The organism is Streptacidiphilus jiangxiensis (assembly GCF_900109465.1).
Classification (GTDB): Bacteria; Actinomycetota; Actinomycetes; order Streptomycetales; family Streptomycetaceae; genus Streptacidiphilus; species Streptacidiphilus jiangxiensis.
In genome coordinates, this window is sequence record NZ_FOAZ01000001.1 from 282,989 (window position 1) to 305,623 (window position 22,635).

Below are 22,635 nucleotides of genomic sequence, written 5' to 3' on the forward strand. Positions count from 1 at the left end.
TAGGAGGCCACAGCGACAGCGGGGGCCGTGGGAAGGAATCCCATGGCCCCCGCTGTCAGCGCGACCGACCGTCAGTCCGTCTTGATCGCGCCCAGGATGTCGAGCCTGGCGGCCCGACGGGCGGGCCAGAGGGCGGCGAGGAGGCCGACCGTGGCGCCCAGCGCGATGAAGAGGGCGAGCCGGCCCCAGGGGAGGACCGTGGACAGGCCCGCCAGGTCGGACTTGAGCAGGCCGTTGGCCGCCCAGGCGAGGAAGGAGCCGATCGCGACGCCCATCCCCGCGCCGAAGACCGCGATGACCACGGACTCCAGCCGCACCATCCGCTTGACGCCGCGCTTGTCCAGGCCGACCGCCCGCAGCATGCCCAGCTCGCGCTTGCGCTCGAAGACCGACATGGCGAGGGTGTTGACCACGCCCAGGATGGCGATCAGGACCGCCATACCCAGCAGCGCGTAGAGGATCGTCAGCATCATCGAGATGATCGAGCTGAACTGGTCCACCATCTGCTGCTGCGACTGCACCTTGACCAGCGGGTTCAGGCCGGTCGCGTCGCGCAGCGCCTGCTCGTTGGCGCTGGTGGCACCGCCGTCGGACCTGATCAGCACGACCTGGTTGAACGGCGCCGTGGTGTGGCCGGCCAGCGCCTGCTCGCTCAGCATGGCCGGGCCGAGCAGGTCGCTCTTCGGGTAGACGCCGCCGACCGTCAGGGAGCCCTGGGTGCCGTTCGGGTAGCTGACCGGGACGCTGCTGCCGACCTGCAGGTGCCGGCTCTTGGCCTGGTCCGCGTCGATCAGGAGCTGCCCCTGCTTCAGTGCGTCCGTGGTGCCCGAGGTCAGGTCCGGGGCGATCAACTGGTCGAAGCTGTTCGCGTCGACGCCGCTCACCGAGAGCGTCTCGTCGCCCAGCTTGACGTACTGCGAGTCGATGACGCTGCTCGCGGTGACACCCTTGGCCGTCCTGAGGTCCGAGACCAGCGACGGCGAGACCGGGAAGCCCATCTGCATGCTGACCGCGTAGTCGGCCTTCATGTTGGAGGTGACCTGCTGGGTGATCGCATGGGTGATCGAGGTGCCGATCACCGTCAGCGCCGTGATCAGCGTGACGCCGATGGTGAGGGCGGAGGCCGTGGCCGCCGTGCGGCGCGGGTTGCGGATCGCGTTCTGCTTGGCGAGCGTGCCGCTGACCCCGAAGAGACGGCGGAAGAGCGGGCCGGTCGCGGCGATGATCGGACGCGACAGCAACGGGGTGAGCACGAAGACACCGAGCATCACGAGCATCGCGCCCAGCGCCACCGGCATCCGGCCGGAGCTGCCGCCCTGGGAGACGCCCATCAGCACCACGGCGACACCGAGGCCTGTCAGCACGAAACCGATGGTGTTCCGGACGATCAGGCTCTTCTGCGAGACCGGCTGGTCGTTGCTGCTCATCGCCGCCACCGGGGGGACCCGGGAGGCGCGCAGCGCCGGGAAGAGCGCGGCGAGCGCCGTGACGACGGTACCGACGGCGATCGTGATCAGCGCCGTCGACGGCGTGACCGTCAGGCCGCCGCTGGGGATGTTGCCGCCGGAGCCCGCCCAGGCCTTCAGGCCCGCGCCGATCCCGATGCCTGCCCCGAGACCGACCACCGAGGCGGTGAAGCCGACCACCAGCGCCTCGAACAGCACCGAGCGCCGGACCTGCTTGCGGCTCGCGCCGAGGGCGCGCATCAGCGCCAGCTCACGGGTGCGCTGCGCGATCAGCATGGTGAAGGTGTTGGAGATCAGGAAGATCCCCACGAAGAGCGCGATGCCCGCGAAGAACAGCAGCGCCGTCTTCATGCTCGACGAGCCGTCCTCGACCTGCTGCTTGGCGTCGGCCGTCAGCTGGGCACCCGTGTGCAGGGTGACGTTGCCGCTGTGCGGGACGACCTGCCCGACCTGCTGCTCCAGCGCGACCTGGCTGGTGCCCGGCTTGGCCAGGGCGTCGATCCAGCCGTACTGGCCGGGCGCGGTGTACAGCTTCTGCGCCGTCGCGGTGTCGAAGAGGACGAGGGAGCCGCCGGAGCTGAGCTTCGGGTCGTCGGAGGTGAACAGGCCGGAGACGGTCAGCTGCATGACCGGGCCGTTGGCGGCGATCCGGACGGAGTCGCCGACCTTGAAGCCGTTCTTCTGGGCCGTGCGCTGGTCGATGGCGACCTGGGTCGAGCTCGTCGGGCCGGCGCCCTGGGCCATCGGGTAGCGGGAGTCGGTGCCGTCGGCGCCGGGGCTCCAGTTGGAGCCCTGGGTGTCGCCGCGGCCACCGATCAGGTTGCCGTTCGGGTCGGAGATGCCGGCGAAGCCGCCGACGGTGCCGACCGCGGAGGCGGTGCCGGGCAGGGCCTGGATCTGACGCAGGGTCGCGTCCGTCAGCGGCTTGGCGCCGCTGTTGTTGTCCTCGGCGCGGCGGTCGTTGCCGGCGGCGGTGTTCTCGACGCGGACGGAGACCTTGTCGTAGTTGTGCGAGAGGCTGTTCTTCAGCGCGGTGCTGACCGAGTCGGAGAAGACGAGGGTGCCGGCCACGAAGGCGGTGCCGAGCACGACGGCCAGCATGGTCATCAGCAGCCGTCCCTTGTGGGACAGCACGTTGCGCAGAGCGGTCTTGAACATCGGTTTCTCAGTCCCCGTCGCTCAGCTGGTCCGGCCCTTGGCGTCGAACCGGCGCATGCGGTCCAGGACGCCGTCGGCGGTGGGGGACTGGAGCTCGTCGACGATCCGGCCGTCCGCGAGGAAGACGACGCGGTCGGCGTACGAGGCGGCGACCGGGTCGTGGGTGACCATGACGATGGTCTGGCCCAGCTCGCGCACGGAGGAGCGCAGGAAGCTCAGGATCTCCGCGCCGGAGCGGGAGTCGAGGTTGCCGGTGGGCTCGTCCGCGAAGATGATCTCGGGACGCGAGGCGAGCGCCCGGGCGCAGGCCACGCGCTGCTGCTGGCCGCCGGAGAGCTGGCTGGGCCGGTGGCTCAGCCGGTCGGCGAGGCCGACGGTGGCGATCACCCGGTCGAGCCAGGCGCGGTCGGCCTTGCGGCCGGCGATGTCCATCGGCAGCGTGATGTTCTCCAGCGCCGTGAGCGTCGGCAGCAGGTTGAACGCCTGGAAGACGAAGCCGATCTGGTCCCGGCGCAGCTTGGTCAGCGCCTTGTCCTTGAGGCCGTTCAGCTCGACGTCACCGATCGTGGCCGAGCCGGAGCTGACGGCGTCGAGGCCCGCCATGCAGTGCATGAGCGTGGACTTGCCGGAGCCGGAGGGCCCCATGATGGCGGTGAACTCGCCGCGGTAGAACTCCACCGAGACGTGGTCCAGAGCGGTGACGCGGGTGTCGCCGGCGCCGTAGACCTTGGTCAGGTCCGAGGCCCGAGCTGCGGCGGTGCGCAGAGCAGTGGTCGTCACGGTGGGACTCCGAGGTTCGGGGACGAGCGGATGTGAGGCGAAGCGCGCGGATTCTCAGCGCTTCTTCATCCTCTCCGCCGTTCCGGGCCCGGGAGTCGGTCCGAGGGACGGACCGGGGCTCCTACTGCGGTATGACACCGTCCCCGACTCCTCGGGGGCGTCTCCGGGGTTTCCCTGAGGGTCCCGCCGGGGTCACCCCGCTCCGAGGTGACCCTGACGAATTGTCAGAGTCCGGTAAAATGAGCCAACTTCCTGTTAAGGGTGCACGAGTGGTGTGCGGCTGCGGATAGGCTTTCCCCAGGGGATGCGCCCGGATGGTGGAACGCAGACACGGCGAGCTTAAACCTCGCTGGCCGGGAGGCCGTGCCGGTTCGAGTCCGGCTCCGGGCACGGGTCCGCGACCTGGCCTGTCATGCCCAGGCCAGGTCGCACCCGGGTCCGAGCCTCCCCTACATCCGCGCTGCCGCGCGTCGCAGATCGAACTCGTGGACGAGGGCCTTCGCGTAGCCGTACGAGATCTCGTACTCGTGCCTGAGCCACTCGATCTTCTCCTCGCAGCGGTGGAGGCTCGGCCCGTCGGCCACCGCGCGCAGCCAGTCGTCGATGCTCCGGCCCGTCACGACGGGGATTCGGGAGATCAGGTTCTGATGGGTCTCTGCGGAGTACATGAGGGTCACTGGGCGCCTCCGGTAGAGCGGTCCGTTTCACGACTGTGCCGCAGGGTGGGGGGCTTGGCAACAGTCCGCGTCGAAGCCTCCCGTACCCCGCTGCGCGTGCTCTCATCCGCACTGCGCGGATACGCTCGCTCCATGCCTGATCCGACACCACTTCTCGCCGCCGCCGAGCGTTTGGCGGACCGTTTCCGCGCGATGCCCCAGAGTTCGCTCACCCGTCAGGCCCCGGCCGGATTGGCGCTGGCGCGGGCGATGGCACGGGCGTCGGGGGCGGAGGAGGAGATTCCGGACGCCGGGGTGTTCGTGGTGGGCGATCAGATCGCGGTGGCGGCGCACGACCTGGCGCTGACGCTCGCCGCGACGGACACCCCGGAGGCCGACGCCGTCCTGGCGGAGACGCTTCGCGCCATCGCGGAGCTCTAGCTGCAAGCAGCCAGGGGCGCGGGGACCTGCGCGACGAGCCACCGGCGTGCGGATGGTCCCCATCGAGCAGGGCCGTCCGCCCAGGGCGGTTTCTCGCGCGGTTCCCCGCGCCCCTGGTGGTGCAACTAGAGGCTGGCGACGACGCGGTCCGCCAGGACGTAGACGGTCTCGTCGTCCGAGAGGGCGAAGGTGAGGGCGTGGGCGCCCGGGAGGCGGGAGGTGCCGAGGAGGCGGACCTCCGTGCCGTCGGCGACGGCCTCGCGGATGCGGGCGCCCGTCTCTGCGTCGCCGGGGGCGACGCAGAGGGTGGTGTCGTCCTCGAAGACGTAGACGTCGAGGGTGCCCATCGGGCCGGGGCGGACGTCCTTGAGGACGGTGCCGACCTCGACGAGTTCGAGCAGGCGCAGGTCGGTCCACTCGGGCGTGGGCGTCGGCTGCGGGATGAAGCCGGGCTCGGCCGGGTGCCGCGGGTGCGTGACGCGGTCGCCCTCGGTGATCATCTCCTCGAGCGCGGAGCGCAGCGCGTCAGCGAACTCCGGGTCCATTTCGCCGGCACCGTCGACAAATCCGCGCGGCGCCGGAAGGAAGAGCGTGTTCTCGACCACGAGGTCGTTCAGGTCGTTCAGGTCGGTCAGGTCGTCCACGGAGACGTTGTCGACCGATTCCTCGGCGGCGCGGGCCTCCTGTTCGGCCCAGAAACTCCGCGCTTCGGCGATCTCGCGTTCCCGGTCCTCGGCCAGGGCCACGGCAACGGCCCGGCGGACGGTGGACTCCAGATCGGACTCCAGGCGACGGCGCATGGCGCGCACGGAAAGCAGCGTGGCGGCGGCGAGCGCGGTGACCAGCGCGAGCAGAACGAGAAGGAGGACGGTCACGGGAGGCACCCCTTGCGAGGATTCGTACAGGCGGTCACCCCAACAGTGCCGCACCGAGGCAAATCCCGGCAGGGCGTAATGCCCTTTTCATCTGTGACGTCCGACATTGCGAGAATTTCCCGGAGACCAATTCTCTACGGAATGCGATCGCACGGTCGCGCTCCGTCGATCAAATGTGAAGGACGGATAAAGAAAGAGGGTTGGGCCGCGTCGGAACGTGACCCAACCCTTACCCGCCTGCTATTGGACCAAACGGGTCATCCTGAACTTCTCATGAGAGCCGCTCGATGACCATCGCCATGCCCTGGCCGCCGCCGACGCACATGGTCTCCAGACCGAACTGCTTGTCGTGCCACTGCAGCGAGTTGATCAGGGTGGTGGTGATCCGGGCGCCGGTCATGCCGAAGGGGTGGCCGACCGCGATCGCGCCGCCGTTGACGTTCAGGCGGTCCAGGTCGATGCCCAGGTCGCGGTAGGACGGGATCACCTGGGCCGCGAAGGCCTCGTTGATCTCGACCAGGTCGATGTCCGAGATGGAGAGACCCGCCCGCTTCAGGGCCTGCTTGGAGGCCTCGACCGGGCCCAGGCCCATGATCTCGGGGGAGAGGCCGGAGACGCCGGTGGAGACGATCCGGGCCAGCGGGGTCAGGCCCAGCTCGCGGGCCTTGGTGTCCGACATGATGACGAGCGCGGCCGCGCCGTCGTTCAGCGGGCAGCAGTTGCCGGCGGTGACCAGGCCGTCGGGACGGAAGACCGGCTTGAGGCCCTCGACGGCCTCCAGGGTGACGCCCGCGCGCGGGCCGTCGTCGGTGCTGACGACGGTGCCGTCGGGGGTCGTCACCGGGGTGATCTCGCGGGCCCAGAAGCCCTCGGCGATGGCCTTCTCGGCCAGGTTCTGGCTGCGGACACCGAACTCGTCCATGTCGCGGCGGGTGACGCCCTTGAGCTGGGCGAGGTTCTCCGCGGTCTGGCCCATGGCGATGTAGACGTCCGGGGCCAGGCCGTCCTGGCGCGGGTCGTGCCAGGAGTCCGCGCCGCCGGCCGCGCGGGCCACGGTGCGGGCCTCGGCGTCGGCGAAGAGCGGGTTCTTGGTGTCCGGCAGGCCGTCCGAGCTGCCCTTGACGTAGCGGGAGACGGTCTCGACGCCGGCCGAGATGAAGACGTCGCCCTCGCCCGCCTTGATCGCGTGCAGTGCCATCCGGGTGGTCTGCAGCGAGGAGGAGCAGTAGCGGGTGATGGTGCAGCCCGGCAGGTGGTCCATGCCCAGCTGCACGGCCACGACGCGGCCGAGGTTGTAGCCGGCCTCGCCGCCGGGCAGGCCGCAGCCCAGCATCAGGTCGTCGATGTCGCGCGGGTCCAGCTCGGGCACCTTGGCCAGGGCGGCGGCGACGATCTGCGTGGTCAGGTCGTCCGGACGGACGTCCTTGAGTGAGCCCTTGCCGGCCCGGCCGATCGGCGAACGGGCGGCGCTGACGATAACGGCTTCGGGCATCGTGGCTCCTGGAGATGCTGGAAGAGGGGAGGACGGCAGGCCCGCGGTCGCCCGGGGGAAGGCCGGGACGACGACAGGCCTGCCAGCAAGCTACTCCCTGGTAGGGGCTCCGTCAGTGCTCCGTCACTGTGAGCTGTCTGACGTAGACAGGGCGGCGTCGACGGCCGATTCGGCCCCGGCCGCGGGGGCGGTCGGCCGCCGGTCCGCGTCGGTGCCGCCTCCGTTGCCGACGGCGCTGAGCGGACGGCGGGCCCGGCGCAGCAGCTGGGCCCAGTGGCCGGCCGGGGCGACCTCGGTGCCACCGTGGGCGGCGGCGACCGCGGCGGCCTTGGCGAGCGAGTGCAGGCCCTCGGCGCGCTGCTCGTGCGGGATCTCCGGCCAGACGCCGATCGCCGCACACAGGGTCGGCAGCATGGCCATGGCGGCGGTGGCGTAGCCCTGGGCGGAGGGGTGGTAGCGGTCGGAGGCGAACATCTCGTGGCGGCCACGGAACTCCCGGCCGAGCAGGTCGCCCAGGGAGACGGTGCGGCCCCCCGCCTCGACCACGGTGATCGCCTGTGCGGCCGCGAGCTGGCGGCTGGCCCGGCGGGCCAGCCAGCGCAGCGGCGGGCGGACCGGTTCGATCGTGCCGAGGTCGGGACAGGTGGCGACGACCACCTCGGCGCCGACCGTCCGCAGTTGCTTCAGGGTGTCGCCGAGCAGCCGCACCGCGGTGGCTCGTTTCGTCATCTGGGTGACGTCGTTCGCGCCGATCATGATCAGGGCCAGCTCGGGGCCCTCGGGGCCGGTCTGCTGGAGCAGGACCTCCGTCTGCCGGACCAGGTCCTCGGAGGTGGCGCCGTTGGCGGCGACGACGTAGAGGTCGACGGGGCGCTCGGTGACCGAGGCGATGCCGCCGGCCAGCAGCGCGCCCGGGGTCTCCCGGCCGCGGTCGACGCCGAAGCCGGCGGCGGTGGAGTCGCCGAGGACGGCGAACCGGAGCGGTCGAGCGTCGGCGGCGGCGAACGCCGTGCCGTAGCGCCCGTCCGCGCGTGGCGGCTCACCCTTCAGCGTGTCCAGCTGGTGTTCCGCGATCTTGGCCTCGGCCAGCAGTAGGCCCACGAGCCCCACGCCGATGAGGCCGATCCCGCCACCGCCGTAGGCCGCGGCCGCGGCGATGCGTCGGGCAACTCGTGCTCGTGACATGACCACCCCCAAGTGGGTTGGGCTTCCGCCGTCGGGTACCGCTTGTGGCGGCCCCGGTGCGACGGGAGCATCGGCATCACTGCGTCAATACCCGGTAACGTCTCACGGCGCGCTCGTGTTTCGGCTGTGCGCGCAGCATCCGCGCGGATTCGGCCTCCTGGCCGTCGTCTCCGCCCGCGCCGCCGCGCCCGCCACCCCGCGCGGCACCGCGGAGTCCGCCGCGGCCAGGGCCTCGACCGCGCCCCGGGGCTCCGCTCTCACGCCCCCGCCCGGCCTGACGGGAGCCCGACGACGGAGCCTGGACCGAGTCTCCCCCATTACGCTGGCACCCGCGGGGTCGACAAACCGTGCGCTCCGCATATTTCCGTCAGACCGCCACACTGCGGAGGAACCCGTTGCGGTACCACGACTCGATCATCGACCTGGTCGGGAACACCCCCCTGGTCAAGCTGAACAAGGTGACCGAAGGCATCTCCGCCACGGTCCTGGCCAAGGTGGAGTACTTCAATCCCGGCGGTTCGGTGAAGGACCGCATCGCGATGAAGATGATCGAGGCCGCCGAGGCCTCGGGGGCGCTGAAGCCCGGGGGGACCATCGTCGAGCCCACCTCCGGCAACACCGGTGTCGGCCTGGCGATCGTGGCCCAGCAGAAGGGCTACAAGTGCATCTTCGTCTGCCCCGACAAGGTCTCCACCGACAAGATCAACGTGCTCCGCGCCTACGGCGCCGAGGTCGTGGTCTGCCCGACCGCCGTCGCCCCTGAGCACCCGGACTCCTACTACAACGTCTCCGACCGCCTGGTCCGCGAGACGCCGGGCGCCTGGAAGCCGGACCAGTACTCCAACCCGAACAACCCGGCCTCGCACTACGAGTCCACCGGTCCGGAGCTGTGGGAGCAGACCGAGGGCAGGATCACCCACTTCGTGGCGGGCGTCGGCACCGGTGGCACCATCTCCGGCACCGGCCGCTACCTGAAGGACGCCTCCGAGGGTCGGGTCAAGGTCGTGGGCGCGGACCCCGAGGGCTCCGTCTACTCCGGCGGCACCGGTCGTCCGTACCTGGTCGAGGGCGTCGGTGAGGACTTCTGGCCCACCGCGTACGACCGCACCGTCGCCGACGAGATCGTGCCGGTGTCGGACAAGGACTCCTTCCAGATGACGCGTCGTCTGGCGAAGGAGGAGGGCCTGTTGGTGGGCGGCTCCTGCGGGATGGCCGTGGTGGCCGCGCTGGAGGTCGCCAAGCGGCTCGGGCCGGACGACGTGGTCGTGGTGCTGCTGCCGGACTCCGGCCGCGGCTACCTGAGCAAGATCTTCAACGACGAGTGGATGCGCGACTACGGCTTCCTGGAGGAGGGCGGCGACGAGGCGCACGTCGGCGACGTCCTGGCCCGCAAGGACGCCATCGAGCACGAGGGCATCCCGCAGTTCGTCCACGTGCACCCCGACGAGACCGTCGGCGAGGCCGTGCAGATCCTGCGCGAGTACGGCGTCTCGCAGATGCCGGTGGTCTCCCCGGGCGCCGGCCACCCCGATGTGATGGCGGGTGAGGTGATCGGCTCCATCGTCGAGCGGGACCTGCTGGACGGGCTGTTCGCCAAGCGCTTCACGCTGGACGACACGATCGGCACCCACATGTCGGCGCCGCTGCCGGTGGTCGGCTCGATGGAGTCGATCAGCAGCCTGATGACCGTGCTCGGCCGGGCCGACGCAGCGGTGGTGCTGGTCCAGGGCAAGCCGCAGGGCATCGTCACCCGTCAGGACCTGCTCTCCTTCATGTCACGTAAGTAGGTCCAAACGGTACGTAGACGTCACGTACCGGCAGCACGTGGTTAACAACGCTCCGGCATTGTTCTTGTCAACGGCAAGAAGCCGAGCGTGGTGACAGCGGGGAACGGAGCGGCTCCCGGACTCCGCAGTCACCAGGACGCGTCGGACGGCCCTGACCCGGCCGGCCGCGTCCAGCCCGTGGGGATGCCGTCGTCCCGCCCCTGTCGGTCCAACGATGGGGTGCGGCGCCCCCACGGCACCAGCTCCGCGTTCCCGGGTGGGGGAACAGGACGGAGACAGTAGGGCCGGCCCTCAGGGCCGGCCCTACTGGTGTTCAGGGGTTCACGCGCTCACGACGTGGCGCGGTTGACTGTGCGGCGCGGTTGACTGCGCGGCGCGGTTCGCGGACCGGTGCGGTTCACGGCCCGGCGCGGTTCAGTGTGCGGTGCGGTTCACAGCGCGATGCGGCGGCGGACCACGACCAGGCCCGCGCCGGCCAGCAGGAAGCCGGCGCCACCCACCAGGTACGGCGTGCCGTTCGTCCGGGCCGAGCCGGCCGGTGTGAACACGGCGCTCGCGGTGGAGGCGGTGTGAACCGGGGCGACCGGCGAGCCGCCTGACGAGGCATAGGGCGAGACGGCGATGGTCAGGGCGGTGCCTATGCCGGCCGCGACGGCGGTCAGGGTGAGATGGCGGCGACCCACGGGCGCTCCTACGTACGACGGCCGTGATCACGGCTGTTTCGCGCTGGTCCGGACGATGCTAATCACCTTCGCGAGCTTTGGATAGGCTCGCCCCATGACTACTGAGAGCAGCTCCCCGCGTTACATCCGGCTTCAGATCGAGCTGATCGCCGAGATCGTGGACGAGAAGGCCCTCCAGACGGCGGCGCTGGCGCAGGTCGAGGGTGACGAGTACCTGGAGGACGAGGAGCGGGCCGAGGCGATCGAGGCGATCAACCTCGACCCGAGCGGCGCCGTGGCGCACTTCATCGACCCGGTCGCGATGCTGGAGAACATCCCCGGTGTCGAGCTGGCCGAGGCGGGCTGGGAGACGCAGCCCGTCGACTACGACGCGGAGACCGAGGACTGGGAGCCGTTCGAGGCCGGCAGCGAGGAGTGAGCCACCCGCCGGGGGCGCCGTGCTGACCGTCTGCCAGGTGAATGTTGCCTAAGAAGTCCGAATTGGGTGATATGGACAGTCCTGTTTAGGGTGATAAGCGCACTACACCCCGAAGGCAGGAGCGGACGACATGGCGACAGCAGTGAACTGGACCCGCCGATCCGTGGTCGCGGGCATGGTCGGGACGCCGGTGCTGCTGCTGGCGGCCTGCTCGGGCTCCGGATCCGGCTCGAAGGACTCCGGAGCCTCCGGCGGCTCCTCACCCGCGGCCTCGAAGGCGACCGTCACGGTCACCCCGAAGGACGGCGCGACCGGCGTGGACATGGCCGCACCGGTCACTGTCCGGGTCGCCCAGGGGACCTTGGAGTCGGTGACGCTGACCGGCTCTGACGGCAAGCAGATAACCGGCCGGCTCTCCGCCGACCGCACCGGATGGACCAGTGCGAGCCCCCTCGCGTCGAGCGCCGGCTACAAGGTCGCCGCGGTCACCAAGGACAGCGCCGGGACCACCGCGACCGTGTCGTCCGCGTTCACGACCGGCAAGCCCGCCAAGACCTTCGTCGGTGTGTACACACCCGACGACAGCGTCACCGTCGGGGTCGGCATGCCGGTCTCGATCAACTTCAACAACGCGATCACCAACAAGGCCGCCGTGCAGAAGGCCATCACCGTGACGGCCGAACCGCCGGTCGAGATCGTCGGCCACTGGTTCGGTGACACCCGGCTGGACTTCCGCCCGCAGGAGTACTGGAAGCCCGGCACCAAGGTCACGCTCACCCTCGCCCTCAAGGACGTGGAAGGAGCCCCCGGCCGCTACGGCACCCAGGCCAAGGTGGCGACCTTCACCATCGGCCGCAGTCAGACCAGCGTCGCCGACCTCGGGGCCAAGCAGCTCACCGTCACCCGCGACGGCAAGGTCACCCAGACCTTCCCGATCTCGGGCGGCAGTCCCGAGCACACCACCTGGGCGGGCAAGATGGTGATCTCCGAGAAGCTGCTGCAGACCCGGATGGACTCACGCACCGTCAACCTGGGGGGCGAGTACGACATCCCCGACGTCCCGCACGCGCAGCGGCTGACCAACTCGGGCACGTTCATCCACGGGAACTACTGGTCCTCCGGCATCTTCGGCAGCGTGAACACCAGCCACGGCTGCGTCGGTCTGCACGACGTGCAGGGCGCCTCGGACCCGAGCACGCCCGCGGCGCAGTTCTACAACAGCTCGATCGTCGGCGACGTGGTCCAGGTGATCAACTCCGGCGACCGGACGGTCGATCCGTCCAACGGGCTGAACGGCTGGAACATGGACTGGTCGGCCTGGAAGGCCGGCAGCGCGGTGTGAACACGGGCGTCTGAAGCCCGAGCCCGAGCCCGAGCCGAGCCCGGGGCCCGGCCCGAGCCCGGCGTCAGCCGCCGGGGCGGGCGAGGCCCAGGGCGCTGCGCACGATCTCGTAGGCCCCGGCCGCCGACGCGGAGGTCTCGTGGTTCTCGTCCAGCCGGGACTGCCACGCGTCCGGGCCGGTGATGGCGGAGGCCGCGTCGGCCGCCTGGGAGGCCTCCGTGGTGTCCTCGGCGGCGAGGGAGTGCAGGGCGCTCGGCACGTCCGAGCCGGCGTCCGCCGGCGGGTACGCAGCCAGGGCGTCCAACGCCGTGCTCTCGGCGCGGTCCGCGGTGGCGAGCCGCTGCTCGAGTGCGGCGGCGATCTGCCAGCCGCTCGCGGGGAGGTCGTGCAGCTTGAGCCGGAGCAGCGCCGTCTCGTTGGTCAGCTGCAGCACCCGCCGCTGGGTCGCCGTCAGGCCGGAGCCGGAGAGCGCGTCGCCCCACAACCCCGAGTGGTCCCGGTTCGTCAGGACGCAGACGGCCGAGCGCAGCCCGGCGTCCCAGCTGTCCTGGGACGGGAAGTAGGCCTTGAGCTGGGTGACCGACGGGTCCCAGGCCCCGGCGTCCGGGAGGCTGCGGGCGGAGTCGTCGACGCAGTCGAGCACGGCCTCGCGGCCCGCGGCGTCCTGGCCGGGATAGGAGCCGCCGAGATCGCGGTGCGCGACGACCTCCCCGTCGTGCGCCTGGGAGCAGGCGATGACGTCGACGCCCTCGGCGGCGTCCACTCCGTCGTGGTACTGGAAGCAGGTTCCGGGGCCGAACTGTTCCACGGCGCCGGAGTGCGAGGCGATCACCGCGGCGCTCGCGATGATCGCGACCATGCCGGCCGCGACCCAGGCGGCGCAGAGCGAGAGCGCGACCACGGCCAGCCGCTTGCCGCGCTGTCCGAGCCGCGCGGTCCGGAACAGCGCGACGATGCCCAGCACGACGCCCACCGGCACGAGCGCGACCGCGGAGGCGACGAGCGAGAGCACGGCGAACGCGCTCAGCTTCGCCCGGGGAGGCTGCCCCGCGTGGGGCGGCTGGGGGTACGCGGCCGACGGCGGCGGGGTCTGGGTCACCCGCGCGAGAGTAGCCGATCGGCTGTCGCGGCTTCGAACAGTTCTTCCCTCGGTTCTTCCCCGGCCGCGGGATACTTCCCGCTGTGAGCCGACTGCTCTTCCTCGACGTCGACGGTGTGCTGATCCCCTTCGGCGGCCCGAGCGGCCACCGGCACCGCACCTTCCTGCCCGCACCCCCGCCGGACGCCGACAACCCGCTCCTTGCCCGGGCCGATCCGGCGCAGGGGGCACGGTTGCTGGCCCTCGGCTGTGAACTCGTCTGGGCGACCACGTGGGGCGAGGAGGCCAACGTGTCGCTCGCCCCACGGCTCGGCCTGCCGCCCCTGCCCGTCCTCGACGAGCCGGACCGCGACGAGCCGGACCGCGACGACCCCGACCGCGGCGCCCAGGCCGGGCTGCAGTGGAAGACCGAGCCGATCGTCCTGCACGCCGCGGGCCGGCCGTTCGTCTGGCTCGACGACGAGATCGGCGTCGCCGACCGCCGCTGGGTCGCCGCGCACCACCCGGGGCCGGCGTTGCTGCACGTCGTCGACCCGGTGCGCGGGCTGGGGGAGGACGACCTCGGCGCGATCCGGGCGGAGATCCGCGGGTGGCCGGCGGGGCCGTGAACCGGGCGCACCACCGCCTGGGAGTGACGGAGGCGGCGGGAACGGGCAATGGCCCCGGCCGCGGACTACGCTCAGGCCTCATGAGCGAGCACGAGCACCACCACTACGCCTTCGAGACCCTGGCCATCCACGCCGGGCAGGAGGCGGACCCGCAGACCGGGGCCGTGGTCACCCCCATCTACCAGGTCTCCACCTACAAGCAGGACGGCGTCGGCGGCCTGCGCGGCGGTTACGAGTACAGCCGCTCCGCCAACCCCACCCGCACCGCGCTGGAAGAGAACCTCGCCGCGCTGGACGGTGGCCGTAGAGGCCTCGCCTTCGCCTCCGGGCTGGCCGCCGAGGACACTCTGCTGCGCACGGTCACCAAGCCCGGGGACCACATCGTGATCCCCAACGACGCCTACGGCGGCACCTTCCGCCTCTTCTCCAAGGTGCTCTCGCGCTGGGGCGTCGAGTGGTCGGTGGCCAACACCCACGACCCGGAGAGCGTGCGCGCCGCCGTGCGGCCGAACACCAAGGTGATCTGGACGGAGACGCCCAGCAACCCGCTGCTCGGCATCGCCGACATCTCCGCGCTCGCGCACATCTCCCACGACACCGGCGCGCTGCTGGTCGTCGACAACACCTTCGCCAGTCCCTACCTCCAGCAGCCGCTGGCGCTCGGCGCGGACGTGGTCGTCTACTCGACCACCAAGTACATGGGCGGCCACTCCGACGTGGTCGGCGGCGCACTGGTGACCGACGACGCCGCTCTGGGCGAGGAGTTGGCGTACCACCAGAACGCGATGGGCGCCGTGGCCGGGCCGTTCGACTCCTGGCTGGTCATGCGCGGCATCAAGACCCTCGGCGTCCGGATGGACCGCCACAGCTCCAACGCCGCCCGGATCGCCGAGTTCCTGACCGGCCACCCGAAGATCTCCCAGGTGCTCTACCCGGGCCTGCCGGAGCACCCGGGCCACGAGGTCGCGGCCAAGCAGATGCGCGCCTTCGGCGGCATGGTGTCGTTCCGGCACCGTGACGGCGAGGAGGCCGCGGTGCAGGTCTGCAACCGCGCCGAGCTGTTCACCCTGGGCGAGTCGCTCGGTGGCGTCGAGTCGCTGATCGAGCACCCGGGCCGGATGACGCACGCCTCGGCCGCCGGCTCCGCCCTGGAGGTGCCGAGCGACCTGGTCCGCCTCTCCGTCGGCATCGAGTCCGTCGACGACCTGCTGGCCGACCTGCAGCGCGCGCTGGGCTGACCGGACACCCGCCAGGAGGCGCACCGGCCCGCCCCGCGGGTCAGGGCCGGTGCGTCTCGATGGCGTGGTTGAACTTCGTCAGCAGGGCCACGAAGCTCTCCTGTTCCGCCTCCGGCCAGTCCGAGAGCAGTACCCGCATCAGCTCCTGCCGGGAGCTGCGCACCTCCTCCAGGCGCCGTCGGCCCTGCTCGGAGAGCTCCAGCAACACGGCCCGCCCGTCGTCCGGGTTGGGCACCCGGTCCACCAGGCCGCAGTCGACCAGCGGGGCGACCTGCCGGGTCACCGTCGACGAGTCGATGGCCATCGCCTGGGCCAGCGCCTTCACCCCCACGGGGCCGGTCCGGTCCAGCCGGTTGAGCAGCAGGAACGCCGCCCGGTCCATGGAGTTCCGTTGGTCGCCCAGGGCGCCGATCCGTGCCTGCTCGACCCGGCGCGCGAAGATGGCGACCTGGTACTGGAGCTGGTCGTAGAGCTTCGAGTCAGGGGACTCGGGCACGCGGTTCTCGGGCATCGGCTTCGTCACGATCTGTCGTTCGGCTGAGCTCTCCGAGCGTATCCGTGCCAGGGCCTAGGCTGAACCCTATGAACGCCTGGCCGATCACCCTCGACGACGTCCGAGGGGCCCACAAGATGCTCTCGGGTCTCGCCCGTGTCACCCCCATGGAGAGCAGCCGCTACCTCTCGTCGCTGATCGGCGCACCGGTCCAGCTCAAGTGCGAGAACCTGCAGCGCACCGGTTCGTTCAAGCTGCGCGGCGCGTACGTGCGGATCGCCGGGCTCTCGCCCGCCGAGCGCGCGGCCGGAGTCGTCGCGGCGAGCGCGGGCAACCACGCCCAGGGCGTGGCGCTCGCGGCGAACACCCTCGGCGTCCGTTCGACGGTCTTCATGCCCGTCGCCGCGCCGCTCCCCAAGGTCGCCGCGACCCGCGACTACGGCGCGGACGTGCGCCTGGTCGGCGACCACTTCGACGCGACGCTCGAAGCCGCGCTCCAGTACGCGGAGACCACGGGCGCCGTCTTCATCCACCCCTTCGACCACCCGGACGTGGTGGCCGGTCAGGGCACCGTGGGCCTGGAGATCCTGGAGCAGTGCCCCGAGGTGCGGACCATCCTGGTCGGCACGGGCGGCGGCGGCCTGCTCGCGGGTGTGGCCGCGGCGGTCAAGCAGGTCCGTCCGGACGTGCGGGTGCTCGGCGTCCAGGCCGAGGGCGCGGCCGCGTACCCCCCGTCGCTGCGGGCGGGCCGCCCGGTCACGCTGGAGAAGTGCGGGACGATGGCCGACGGCATCCAGGTCCGCAGGCCCGGCGAGGTGCCGTTCCAGATCATCAACCAGCTCGCCGACGGCGTGCTGACGGTCAGCGAGGACGCGTTGGCACGGGCGCTGCTGGTCTGCCTGGAGCGGGCCAAGCTGGTCGTCGAGCCGGCCGGCGCGAGCCCGGTCGCCGCGCTGCTGGAGCACGGCGCGGACATCGAGGGCCCCGTCGTCGCGGTCCTGTCCGGCGGCAACATCGACCCGCTGCTGATGCAGCGCGTGCTGCGCCACGGCATGGCGGCCGCGGGCCGCTACCTGTCGCTCCGCCTGCGCATCAACGACCGCCCCGGCGCGCTGGCCGACCTGCTCAGCGTGCTCTCGCGGACGGACGCGAACGTGGTGGACGTCGCCCACGTCCGCACCGACCCGAAGCTGGGCATCGGCGAGGCCGAGGTCGACCTGCACCTGGAGACCAAGGGCGGCGAGCACTGCGCCGCGGTCGTGGCGGAACTCCGCGACGCGGGCTACACGGTGCTCTCGCAGGCGTAGCCGTCAGGGACGCGGGCCTTCGGTCCCTGGATGTTGCCACTGGCTCATTGTGAAGATCGCCGCGCGTCCCTGGATGTTGCGACGGATCCTCCGAATGAACATGCGCCCGTCGCCTTCTTGGGTAAGGCTGGGGAGATCGCATTGTTGATCGCCGGAGGGAGACGGAGTCGATGAGCGAGGCAGCCATCTCCGCCGAGGGGCTGGTGCGGACCTTCGGGGACGTGCGGGCCCTCGACGGTGTGGATCTGGACGTGCCGGAGGGCACCGTGCTGGGGTTGCTCGGACCCAACGGGGCTGGGAAGACCACGACCGTGCGCGTGCTCACCACGCTCCTGCGGCCCGACTCCGGCAGGGCCACCGTCGCCGGTGTCGACGTGTTGAAGCACCCGGACAAGGTGCGCAGCCTGATCGGGCTGTCCGGCCAGTACGCCGCCGTCGACGAGTATCTGACCGGGCAGGAGAACCTGCAGATGGTCGGCGAGCTCTACCAGATGTCCGCGCGTGAGGCGAAGGCCCGCGCCAAGGAGCTGCTGGAGTGGTTCAACCTCACCGATGCCGCCGGTCGGATCGCCAAGACCTACTCGGGCGGCATGCGCCGCCGTCTCGACCTCGCCGCCGCGCTGGTCGTGCGGCCGCCGGTGATGTTCCTGGACGAGCCGACGACCGGCCTCGACCCGCGCAACCGGATGGCCCTGTGGGAGGTCATCGAGCAGCTGGTGGCGGAGGGCACGACGCTGCTGCTGACCACGCAGTACCTGGAGGAGGCCGACCGCCTCGCCCACGACATCGCCGTCGTCGACCACGGCCGGGTCATCGCCCGCGGCACCGCGGACCAGCTCAAGGCGCAGATCGGCGGCGAGCGCGTCGAGGTCGTCGTCACCGACCCGTCGATGCTGGCCACGGCGGTGGACGCGCTGGCGCCGTACGCCATCGGCGAGCCGACCGTCGAGCCGCACACCCGCCGGATCACGGTGCCGGTGACCGGCGGGGCCCGCGTGCTCGCGGACGTGATCCGCGAGCTGGACGCGAACGACGTGCTCATCCACGACATCGGCCTGCGCCGACCCACCCTCGACGACGTCTTCCTCTCGCTGACCGGTCACGTGACCGAGTCCGACGAGGACAAGGATGACGAGGGGGCCCCCGACGGCCAGGGCGCGAAGAGCCGGACCGACAGCAGCAGCGACGCGAACAGGAAGAAGGCCCGGGTATGACCGCCACGACGCTCACCACCGGCGCGGCGCCGCGGCAGATCCGCGGTGGCGTGATCGGGATGCTGCGGGACTCGTGGGTGGTCGCCAAGCGCAACCTGCGTCGGATGACCCGCATCCCCGAGATCGTGGTCTTCGGGCTGATGCAGCCGGTCATGTTCGTGCTGCTGTTCACCTACGTCATGGGTGGCGCCATCCAGGTGCCGGGCGGTGACCAGAACGCCTACAAGCAGTACCTGATGGCCGGCATCTTCGCGCAGACGGTCACCTTCGCGGTGGCCGGTGCCTCGGCCGGCATCGCGGAGGACATGACCAAGGGTCTGGTCGACCGGTTCCGTTCGCTGCCGATGGCCCGATCCTCGGTCCTGGTCGGCCGGACCGTCGCGGACCTGGTGCAGACCGCGTTCACGGTGCTGGTGCTGGCGATCGTGGCGTTCATCGTGGGCTGGCGCTTCAACAACGGGATCCTCAAGGCGCTGGCCGCCTTCGGGTTGCTGCTGCTGCTCGGCTACGCGTTCTCGTGGATCGGCGCGCTGATCGGACTCTCGGTGCGCAGCCCGGAGGCGGCGACCTCGGCCGGTCTGATCTGGCTCTTCCCGCTGACCTTCGTCTCGAACGCGTTCGTCCCGGTGTCCAGCATGCCGAGCTGGCTGCAGCCGATCGCCAACTGGAACCCGTTCAGTGCGACGGTCCAGGCCTGCCGCGAGCTCTTCGGCAACCCGACGGGCGTCCCGAACCACTCGTGGCCGATGGAGCACGCGGTGTGGGTCTCGATCGGCTGGTCGCTGCTGATCCTGGCGGTCTTCTCGTACCTGTCCGTACGCAAGTACCGCTCCGCCACGGCCTGACCAGGCCGTCGCGGAGCGGTACGGGACACGTGGCGGGGAGGGTCAGCCGGTGTACGGCTTGGCCTCGGTGATCTTCACGTTCGCCTTGCGGCCGTTCGGGAGCTCGTAGGTCACGTCCGCCCCGACCTTCTGGCCGACGATGGCGCGGCCGAGCGGCGACTGCGGGGAGTAGACCTCGATGTCGCCGGAGGCGGCCTCGCGCGAGCCGAGCAGGAAGCTCATGGTGTCGTCCAGGTCGCCGTCGAAGGCGACGGTGACGGTCATGCCGGGGCCGACCACGCCGTTGTCCGCGGGGGCCTCGCCGACCTGGGCGCGCTCCAGGAGCTGGGTGAGCTGGCGGATGCGCAGCTCCATCTTGCCCTGCTCCTCGCGGGCGGCGTGGTAGCCGGCGTTCTCCTTGAGATCGCCTTCCTCACGGGCCTGCTCGATCTTCTGCGCGATCTCGGTGCGAGCGGGACCCGACAGGTGCTCCAGCTCGGCGCGGAGCTGGTTGTACGCCTCCTGGGTGAGCCAGGTGACGTTGTCGCTGGTCTGGGTCACTGGTGCTCCTCGTAGGTACTGGGATACAAATCATCGCCCGCTCGGCAGGAACGGGCGAAACCACTACCCTAACAATTCCGGCGCAAAGAGTCAGGGGCTGACGTCGTCAGGAGCAGCCGACGAGCTCGCCGGTGGTGCCGCGGGCGGTCGTCCTCAGCGTGACCGTGGGCTGCGCGTCGCTCGTCCCCGCGGGGATCTCCACGCTGAGCCGCCCGACCTCGTTCCCGTCGGTGTCGCGGGAGCGGACCGTGCAGGAGACGGCCTTGTCGCTGGGCTTGCTGACCTGGAGCGTGATCCTGACCTCGTGGTCGGAGATCACCTGAAAGGTCTGCAGCTCGCCGTTGACGCTCTGGCCGGAGGCGTACTTGTAGCCGATGGCGGCCACGAGGGCGACCACGAGCCCCACGGTGGCGTAGTAGACGCGCTTGCCGCGCACCCGGGCCTTCTTCTCGTCGCGGCGGCCGTAGCGCCCCTCGGGCGGTCGGGTCGGACCGGCGCCGGGCGCGGGTCGTAGGTCCGGGGTGGTATCCGCCATCGGACTTTGGCCTCCTTCGGGGGTTCCGCTCATGATCGCGGAATCAACGGCATGCCCCCGTCCGTCACTATAGGAGTCTGTACCGAAGACGAAGGGCACAGGGGCAGTGACTGAGCAGTTGCGACTGATGGCGGTGCACGCGCACCCGGACGACGAGTCCAGCAAGGGCGCGGCCACCATGGCGATGTACGTCTCCCGCGGGGTGGACGTGCTCGTCGCCACATGTACGGGGGGCGAGCGCGGATCGGTGCTGAACCCCAAGCTCCAGGGCGACCCGTGGATCGAGGAGAACATCCACGAGGTCCGCGCCAAGGAGATGGACGCCGCGCGGGAGATCCTCGGCGTCAAGCAGGCATGGCTGGGCTTCGTCGACTCCGGCCTGCCGGAGGGCGACCCGCTGCCGCCGCTGCCGGAGGGGTGCTTCGCGCTCCAGCCGGTGGAGGAGGCGGCCGGCGAGCTGGTCAAGCTGATTCGCGAGTTCCGTCCGCACGTGATCACCACGTACGACGAGAACGGCGGCTACCCGCACCCGGACCACATCATGACCCACAAGATCACGATGGTGGCCTTCGACAAGGCGGGTGACCCGGACGCCTACCCCGAGGCGGGCGATCCGTGGCAGCCGCTGAAGCTCTACTACAACCAGGGCATCTCGCTGGACCGGATCAAGGCCCTGGACGCGGCGATGAACGAGCGCGGCCTGGAGTCCCCGTACAAGGAGTGGATCGCCCGCTGGGAGGACTCGGAGCGCAAGCCGCGGGAGATCACCACGCGCGTGCCCTGCGGTGACTTCTTCGAGATCCGCGACAAGGCGCTGATCGCCCACGCCACCCAGATCGACCCGGACGGGCCGTGGTTCCGGGTGCCGCTGGAGATCCAGCGCGACGTGTGGCCGACGGAGGACTACGAGCTGGCGCGCTCGCTGGTCGACTCCTCCATCCCCGAGGACGACCTGTTCCAGGGCATCCAGGTGGGCGCCGCCAAGATCTCCAACGCCTCCTGAGACGATGGAACCGTGAACACTGCCATGCACCCCGCCGCCACCGCTCTGCTCGCGCTCGACCAGAACAAGGTCACGCCGGGCATCCTGGGCTTCCTGGTCTTCGCCGCGCTCGGCGCCGGCACCTGGTGGATCCTCAAGGCGATGAACCGCTCGCTCGGCAAGGTCGACTTCGTGGAGGAGCCGGATCCGGCCGCGCTCGAGGACGCCAAGCAGTAGTGCAATAGGCTCGCTATTGCGAATAACTTGCAACTAAATAGAGGCAACCCCTACGGTGGATCGGCAGCTGAACCACCGGAGGGGTGTGTGGCATGGGGACGATCACGCGCATCAAGGGCGCTCTGACCCGAGGCGAGTGGGCCCGGCTGGGGGGCATGGCGGCGTTCGTCGTCGCCCTCCATGTCGTCGGCTGGGGCGTGCTGGCGCTGATCGTCGCCCCGCACCACTACCAGGTGGGCACGCAGGCCTTCGGCATCGGCATCGGCGTGACCGCTTACACGCTCGGCATGCGCCACGCCTTCGACGCCGACCACATCGCGGCGATCGACAACACCACCCGCAAGCTGATGGGCGAGAAGAAGCGCCCGCTCTCGGTCGGGTTCTGGTTCTCCCTCGGCCACTCGTCCGTGGTGTTCGGCCTCTGCCTGCTGCTCTCCTTCGGTGTGAAGGCCCTGGCCGGCCAGGTCGAGAACGACTCCTCCACGTTGCAGAGCGTCGCCGGGACCATCGGCACGACCGTCTCCGGTGTCTTCCTGATGCTGATCGCCGTGATCAACGCGGTGGCGCTGGCCGGCATCCTCAAGGTCTTCAAGAAGATGCGCGGCGGCGACTACAACGAGGCCGAGCTGGAGGAGCACCTGAACAAGCGCGGTCTCATGAACCGCATCCTCGGGCGCGTCACCAAGGCCGTCACCAAGCCCTGGCACATGTACCCGGTCGGGCTCCTCTTCGGGCTCGGGTTCGACACGGCCACCGAGGTCTCGCTGCTGGTGCTCGCGGGCGGCGCCTCCGCCTTCTCCCTGCCCTGGTACGCGATCCTGACCCTGCCGGTCCTCTTCGCGGCGGGCATGTCGCTGCTGGACACCATCGACGGCTCGTTCATGAACTTCGCCTACGAGTGGGCGTTCTCGCAGCCGGTCCGCAAGGTCTTCTACAACATCACGATCACCGGGCTGTCAGTGGCCGTGGCCGTGATCATCGGCGGCATCGAGCTGACCGGCCTGCTGGCCGAGAAGCTGGACATCAGCGGCGGTGTGGTCGGCTGGATCGCCGGGATCGATCTGAACAACATCGGGTTCGTGATCGTCGGGCTCTTCGTGGTGACCTGGGCCGGCGCGCTGGCCTACTGGCGCTTCGGGCGGGTCGAGGAGAAGTGGGCGTTGGCGCCCGTGGCGACCGCCGGTGTCGCTGCGGCCGCCGAGGAGTAGGACCTTCGTCAGGCCCGGTTCGGGACGTTGCACCGCAGATTCGGCG

The 22,635-nt window shown here is 70.6% G+C and carries 23 protein-coding genes and 1 tRNA gene; 13 read left to right on the forward strand and 11 right to left on the reverse strand.

Annotated elements, in window-relative coordinates; genetic code table 11:
* Positions 1-71 precede the first annotated feature (71 nt).
* Both BMY61_RS01260 and BMY61_RS01265 read right to left on the reverse strand, forming a co-directional pair.
* On the reverse strand, positions 72-2,624 hold the full coding sequence (locus BMY61_RS01260; protein ID WP_042442144.1) for an ABC transporter permease: 2,553 nt from the start codon (positions 2,622-2,624) through the stop codon (positions 72-74).
* 21 nt (positions 2,625-2,645) lie between these two features.
* Positions 2,646-3,404 carry an ABC transporter ATP-binding protein gene (locus BMY61_RS01265; RefSeq protein WP_042442145.1) on the reverse strand — a complete coding sequence of 253 codons (759 nt, stop codon included), beginning with the start codon at positions 3,402-3,404 and terminating at the stop codon, positions 2,646-2,648.
* Between the two features lie 308 nt (positions 3,405-3,712).
* Here BMY61_RS01265 and BMY61_RS01270 point away from each other — a divergent pair.
* Positions 3,713-3,794 (forward strand) — tRNA-Leu (locus BMY61_RS01270).
* Positions 3,795-3,853: 59 nt separating this feature from the next.
* On the opposite strand, the gene BMY61_RS01275 is transcribed toward BMY61_RS01270, so the two are convergent.
* Positions 3,854-4,072: a DUF4287 domain-containing protein gene (locus BMY61_RS01275; RefSeq protein ID WP_425314653.1), complete on the reverse strand. Its 219-nt coding sequence runs from the start codon at positions 4,070-4,072 to the stop codon at positions 3,854-3,856.
* 141 nt (positions 4,073-4,213) lie between these two features.
* On the opposite strand from BMY61_RS01275, the gene BMY61_RS01280 reads away from it, so the two are divergent.
* Entirely contained in the window at positions 4,214-4,501 is a 288-nt protein-coding gene (locus BMY61_RS01280; RefSeq protein ID WP_042442150.1) for a hypothetical protein, read from the forward strand.
* Positions 4,502-4,626: 125 nt separating this feature from the next.
* Here BMY61_RS01280 and BMY61_RS01285 read toward each other — a convergent pair whose 3' ends face one another.
* The 3 genes from BMY61_RS01285 to BMY61_RS01295 all read right to left on the reverse strand — a co-directional run bounded on the left by BMY61_RS01285 (position 4,627) and on the right by BMY61_RS01295 (position 8,053).
* The gene (locus BMY61_RS01285; RefSeq protein ID WP_042442152.1) at positions 4,627-5,376 is read right to left on the reverse strand and encodes a hypothetical protein; all 750 of its coding nucleotides are present in this window, start codon (positions 5,374-5,376) and stop codon (positions 4,627-4,629) included.
* 271 nt (positions 5,377-5,647) lie between these two features.
* Positions 5,648-6,868, reverse strand: coding sequence for an acetyl-CoA C-acetyltransferase (locus BMY61_RS01290; RefSeq protein ID WP_042442154.1), 1,221 nt, complete (start codon positions 6,866-6,868; stop codon positions 5,648-5,650).
* Positions 6,869-6,991: 123 nt separating this feature from the next.
* Positions 6,992-8,053, reverse strand: a complete 1,062-nt coding sequence (locus tag BMY61_RS01295) for an SGNH/GDSL hydrolase family protein (protein WP_063773164.1) — start codon at positions 8,051-8,053, stop codon at positions 6,992-6,994.
* A gap of 395 nt (positions 8,054-8,448) precedes the next feature.
* Here BMY61_RS01295 and BMY61_RS01300 point away from each other — a divergent pair, with 395 nt between their 5' ends.
* Complete coding sequence (locus tag BMY61_RS01300) at positions 8,449-9,840, forward strand: cystathionine beta-synthase (protein ID WP_042442156.1); 1,392 nt, start codon at positions 8,449-8,451, stop codon at positions 9,838-9,840.
* Between the two features lie 431 nt (positions 9,841-10,271).
* On the opposite strand, the gene BMY61_RS01305 is transcribed toward BMY61_RS01300, so the two are convergent.
* The gene (locus BMY61_RS01305) at positions 10,272-10,523 is read right to left on the reverse strand and encodes a hypothetical protein (RefSeq protein ID WP_042442157.1); all 252 of its coding nucleotides are present in this window, start codon (positions 10,521-10,523) and stop codon (positions 10,272-10,274) included.
* A 94-nt stretch (positions 10,524-10,617) separates the two neighbouring features.
* On the opposite strand from BMY61_RS01305, the gene BMY61_RS01310 reads away from it, so the two are divergent.
* Both BMY61_RS01310 and BMY61_RS01315 read left to right on the forward strand, forming a co-directional pair.
* Positions 10,618-10,941, forward strand: coding sequence for a hypothetical protein (locus tag BMY61_RS01310; protein WP_042442159.1), 324 nt, complete (start codon positions 10,618-10,620; stop codon positions 10,939-10,941).
* A 130-nt stretch (positions 10,942-11,071) separates the two neighbouring features.
* Positions 11,072-12,283, forward strand: coding sequence for a L,D-transpeptidase (locus tag BMY61_RS01315; RefSeq protein WP_042442161.1), 1,212 nt, complete (start codon positions 11,072-11,074; stop codon positions 12,281-12,283).
* 64 nt (positions 12,284-12,347) lie between these two features.
* Here BMY61_RS01315 and BMY61_RS01320 read toward each other — a convergent pair whose 3' ends face one another.
* Positions 12,348-13,382 carry a DUF4190 domain-containing protein gene (locus tag BMY61_RS01320; RefSeq protein WP_042442163.1) on the reverse strand — a complete coding sequence of 345 codons (1,035 nt, stop codon included), beginning with the start codon at positions 13,380-13,382 and terminating at the stop codon, positions 12,348-12,350.
* 71 nt (positions 13,383-13,453) lie between these two features.
* Here BMY61_RS01320 and BMY61_RS01325 point away from each other — a divergent pair, with 71 nt between their 5' ends.
* Complete coding sequence (locus BMY61_RS01325) at positions 13,454-13,990, forward strand: HAD domain-containing protein (protein WP_042442165.1); 537 nt, start codon at positions 13,454-13,456, stop codon at positions 13,988-13,990.
* 80 nt (positions 13,991-14,070) lie between these two features.
* Positions 14,071-15,228 (forward strand): cystathionine gamma-synthase, encoded by a 1,158-nt coding sequence (locus BMY61_RS01330; protein ID WP_042442451.1) that lies wholly within the window; start codon positions 14,071-14,073, stop codon positions 15,226-15,228.
* A gap of 40 nt (positions 15,229-15,268) precedes the next feature.
* Here the strand turns inward: BMY61_RS01330 and BMY61_RS01335 are convergent, their stop codons facing one another.
* A complete protein-coding gene (locus BMY61_RS01335; protein WP_042442452.1) occupies positions 15,269-15,739 on the reverse strand; it encodes a MarR family winged helix-turn-helix transcriptional regulator in 471 nt (156 codons plus the stop codon).
* A 71-nt stretch (positions 15,740-15,810) separates the two neighbouring features.
* Between BMY61_RS01335 and ilvA the strand changes: the two genes are divergently transcribed.
* The 3 genes from ilvA to BMY61_RS01350 all read left to right on the forward strand — a co-directional run bounded on the left by ilvA (position 15,811) and on the right by BMY61_RS01350 (position 19,087).
* Entirely contained in the window at positions 15,811-17,028 is a 1,218-nt protein-coding gene (gene ilvA, locus BMY61_RS01340) for a threonine ammonia-lyase (RefSeq protein WP_042442166.1), read from the forward strand.
* 170 nt (positions 17,029-17,198) lie between these two features.
* Positions 17,199-18,242, forward strand: a complete 1,044-nt coding sequence (locus tag BMY61_RS01345; RefSeq protein WP_042442167.1) for a daunorubicin resistance protein DrrA family ABC transporter ATP-binding protein — start codon at positions 17,199-17,201, stop codon at positions 18,240-18,242.
* Positions 18,239-19,087: an ABC transporter permease gene (locus BMY61_RS01350; protein WP_042442169.1), complete on the forward strand. Its 849-nt coding sequence runs from the start codon at positions 18,239-18,241 to the stop codon at positions 19,085-19,087. The genes BMY61_RS01345 and BMY61_RS01350 overlap by 4 nt, the downstream gene beginning before the upstream one ends.
* A gap of 42 nt (positions 19,088-19,129) precedes the next feature.
* On the opposite strand, the gene greA is transcribed toward BMY61_RS01350, so the two are convergent.
* Complete coding sequence (greA, locus tag BMY61_RS01355) at positions 19,130-19,627, reverse strand: transcription elongation factor GreA (RefSeq protein WP_042442171.1); 498 nt, start codon at positions 19,625-19,627, stop codon at positions 19,130-19,132.
* 106 nt (positions 19,628-19,733) lie between these two features.
* Positions 19,734-20,162 (reverse strand): DUF4307 domain-containing protein, encoded by a 429-nt coding sequence (locus BMY61_RS01360; protein ID WP_042442172.1) that lies wholly within the window; start codon positions 20,160-20,162, stop codon positions 19,734-19,736.
* 106 nt (positions 20,163-20,268) lie between these two features.
* On the opposite strand from BMY61_RS01360, the gene mca reads away from it, so the two are divergent.
* From mca to nicT, 3 genes are all read left to right on the forward strand, one after another.
* Positions 20,269-21,165 (forward strand): mycothiol conjugate amidase Mca, encoded by an 897-nt coding sequence (mca, locus tag BMY61_RS01365; protein WP_042442173.1) that lies wholly within the window; start codon positions 20,269-20,271, stop codon positions 21,163-21,165.
* 12 nt (positions 21,166-21,177) lie between these two features.
* Positions 21,178-21,381, forward strand: coding sequence for a hypothetical protein (locus tag BMY61_RS01370; RefSeq protein WP_425314654.1), 204 nt, complete (start codon positions 21,178-21,180; stop codon positions 21,379-21,381).
* Between the two features lie 92 nt (positions 21,382-21,473).
* Entirely contained in the window at positions 21,474-22,589 is a 1,116-nt protein-coding gene (nicT, locus tag BMY61_RS01375) for a Nickel transporter NicT (protein WP_174514460.1), read from the forward strand.
* The last annotated feature ends 46 nt before the right edge of the window (positions 22,590-22,635 follow it).

Bases quoted from the DNA above. Each gene is read 5' to 3' on its own strand.
- BMY61_RS01360 (WP_042442172.1), bottom strand. From the start codon at position 20,162: ATGGCGGATACCACCCCGGACCTACGACCCGCGCCCGGCGCCGGTCCG.
- BMY61_RS01275 (WP_425314653.1), bottom strand. From the start codon at position 4,072: ATGTACTCCGCAGAGACCCATCAGAACCTGATCTCCCGAATCCCCGTC.
- BMY61_RS01310 (WP_042442159.1), top strand. From the start codon at position 10,618: ATGACTACTGAGAGCAGCTCCCCGCGTTACATCCGGCTTCAGATCGAG.
- BMY61_RS01330 (WP_042442451.1), top strand. From the start codon at position 14,071: ATGAGCGAGCACGAGCACCACCACTACGCCTTCGAGACCCTGGCCATC.
- BMY61_RS01280 (WP_042442150.1), top strand. From the start codon at position 4,214: ATGCCTGATCCGACACCACTTCTCGCCGCCGCCGAGCGTTTGGCGGAC.
- BMY61_RS01315 (WP_042442161.1), top strand. From the start codon at position 11,072: ATGGCGACAGCAGTGAACTGGACCCGCCGATCCGTGGTCGCGGGCATG.
- BMY61_RS01295 (WP_063773164.1), bottom strand. From the start codon at position 8,053: ATGTCACGAGCACGAGTTGCCCGACGCATCGCCGCGGCCGCGGCCTAC.
- ilvA (WP_042442166.1), top strand. From the start codon at position 15,811: ATGAACGCCTGGCCGATCACCCTCGACGACGTCCGAGGGGCCCACAAG.
- BMY61_RS01290 (WP_042442154.1), bottom strand. From the start codon at position 6,868: ATGCCCGAAGCCGTTATCGTCAGCGCCGCCCGTTCGCCGATCGGCCGG.
- BMY61_RS01335 (WP_042442452.1), bottom strand. From the start codon at position 15,739: ATGCCCGAGAACCGCGTGCCCGAGTCCCCTGACTCGAAGCTCTACGAC.
- BMY61_RS01345 (WP_042442167.1), top strand. From the start codon at position 17,199: ATGAGCGAGGCAGCCATCTCCGCCGAGGGGCTGGTGCGGACCTTCGGG.
- nicT (WP_174514460.1), top strand. From the start codon at position 21,474: ATGGGGACGATCACGCGCATCAAGGGCGCTCTGACCCGAGGCGAGTGG.
- BMY61_RS01260 (WP_042442144.1), bottom strand. From the start codon at position 2,624: ATGTTCAAGACCGCTCTGCGCAACGTGCTGTCCCACAAGGGACGGCTG.
- BMY61_RS01350 (WP_042442169.1), top strand. From the start codon at position 18,239: ATGACCGCCACGACGCTCACCACCGGCGCGGCGCCGCGGCAGATCCGC.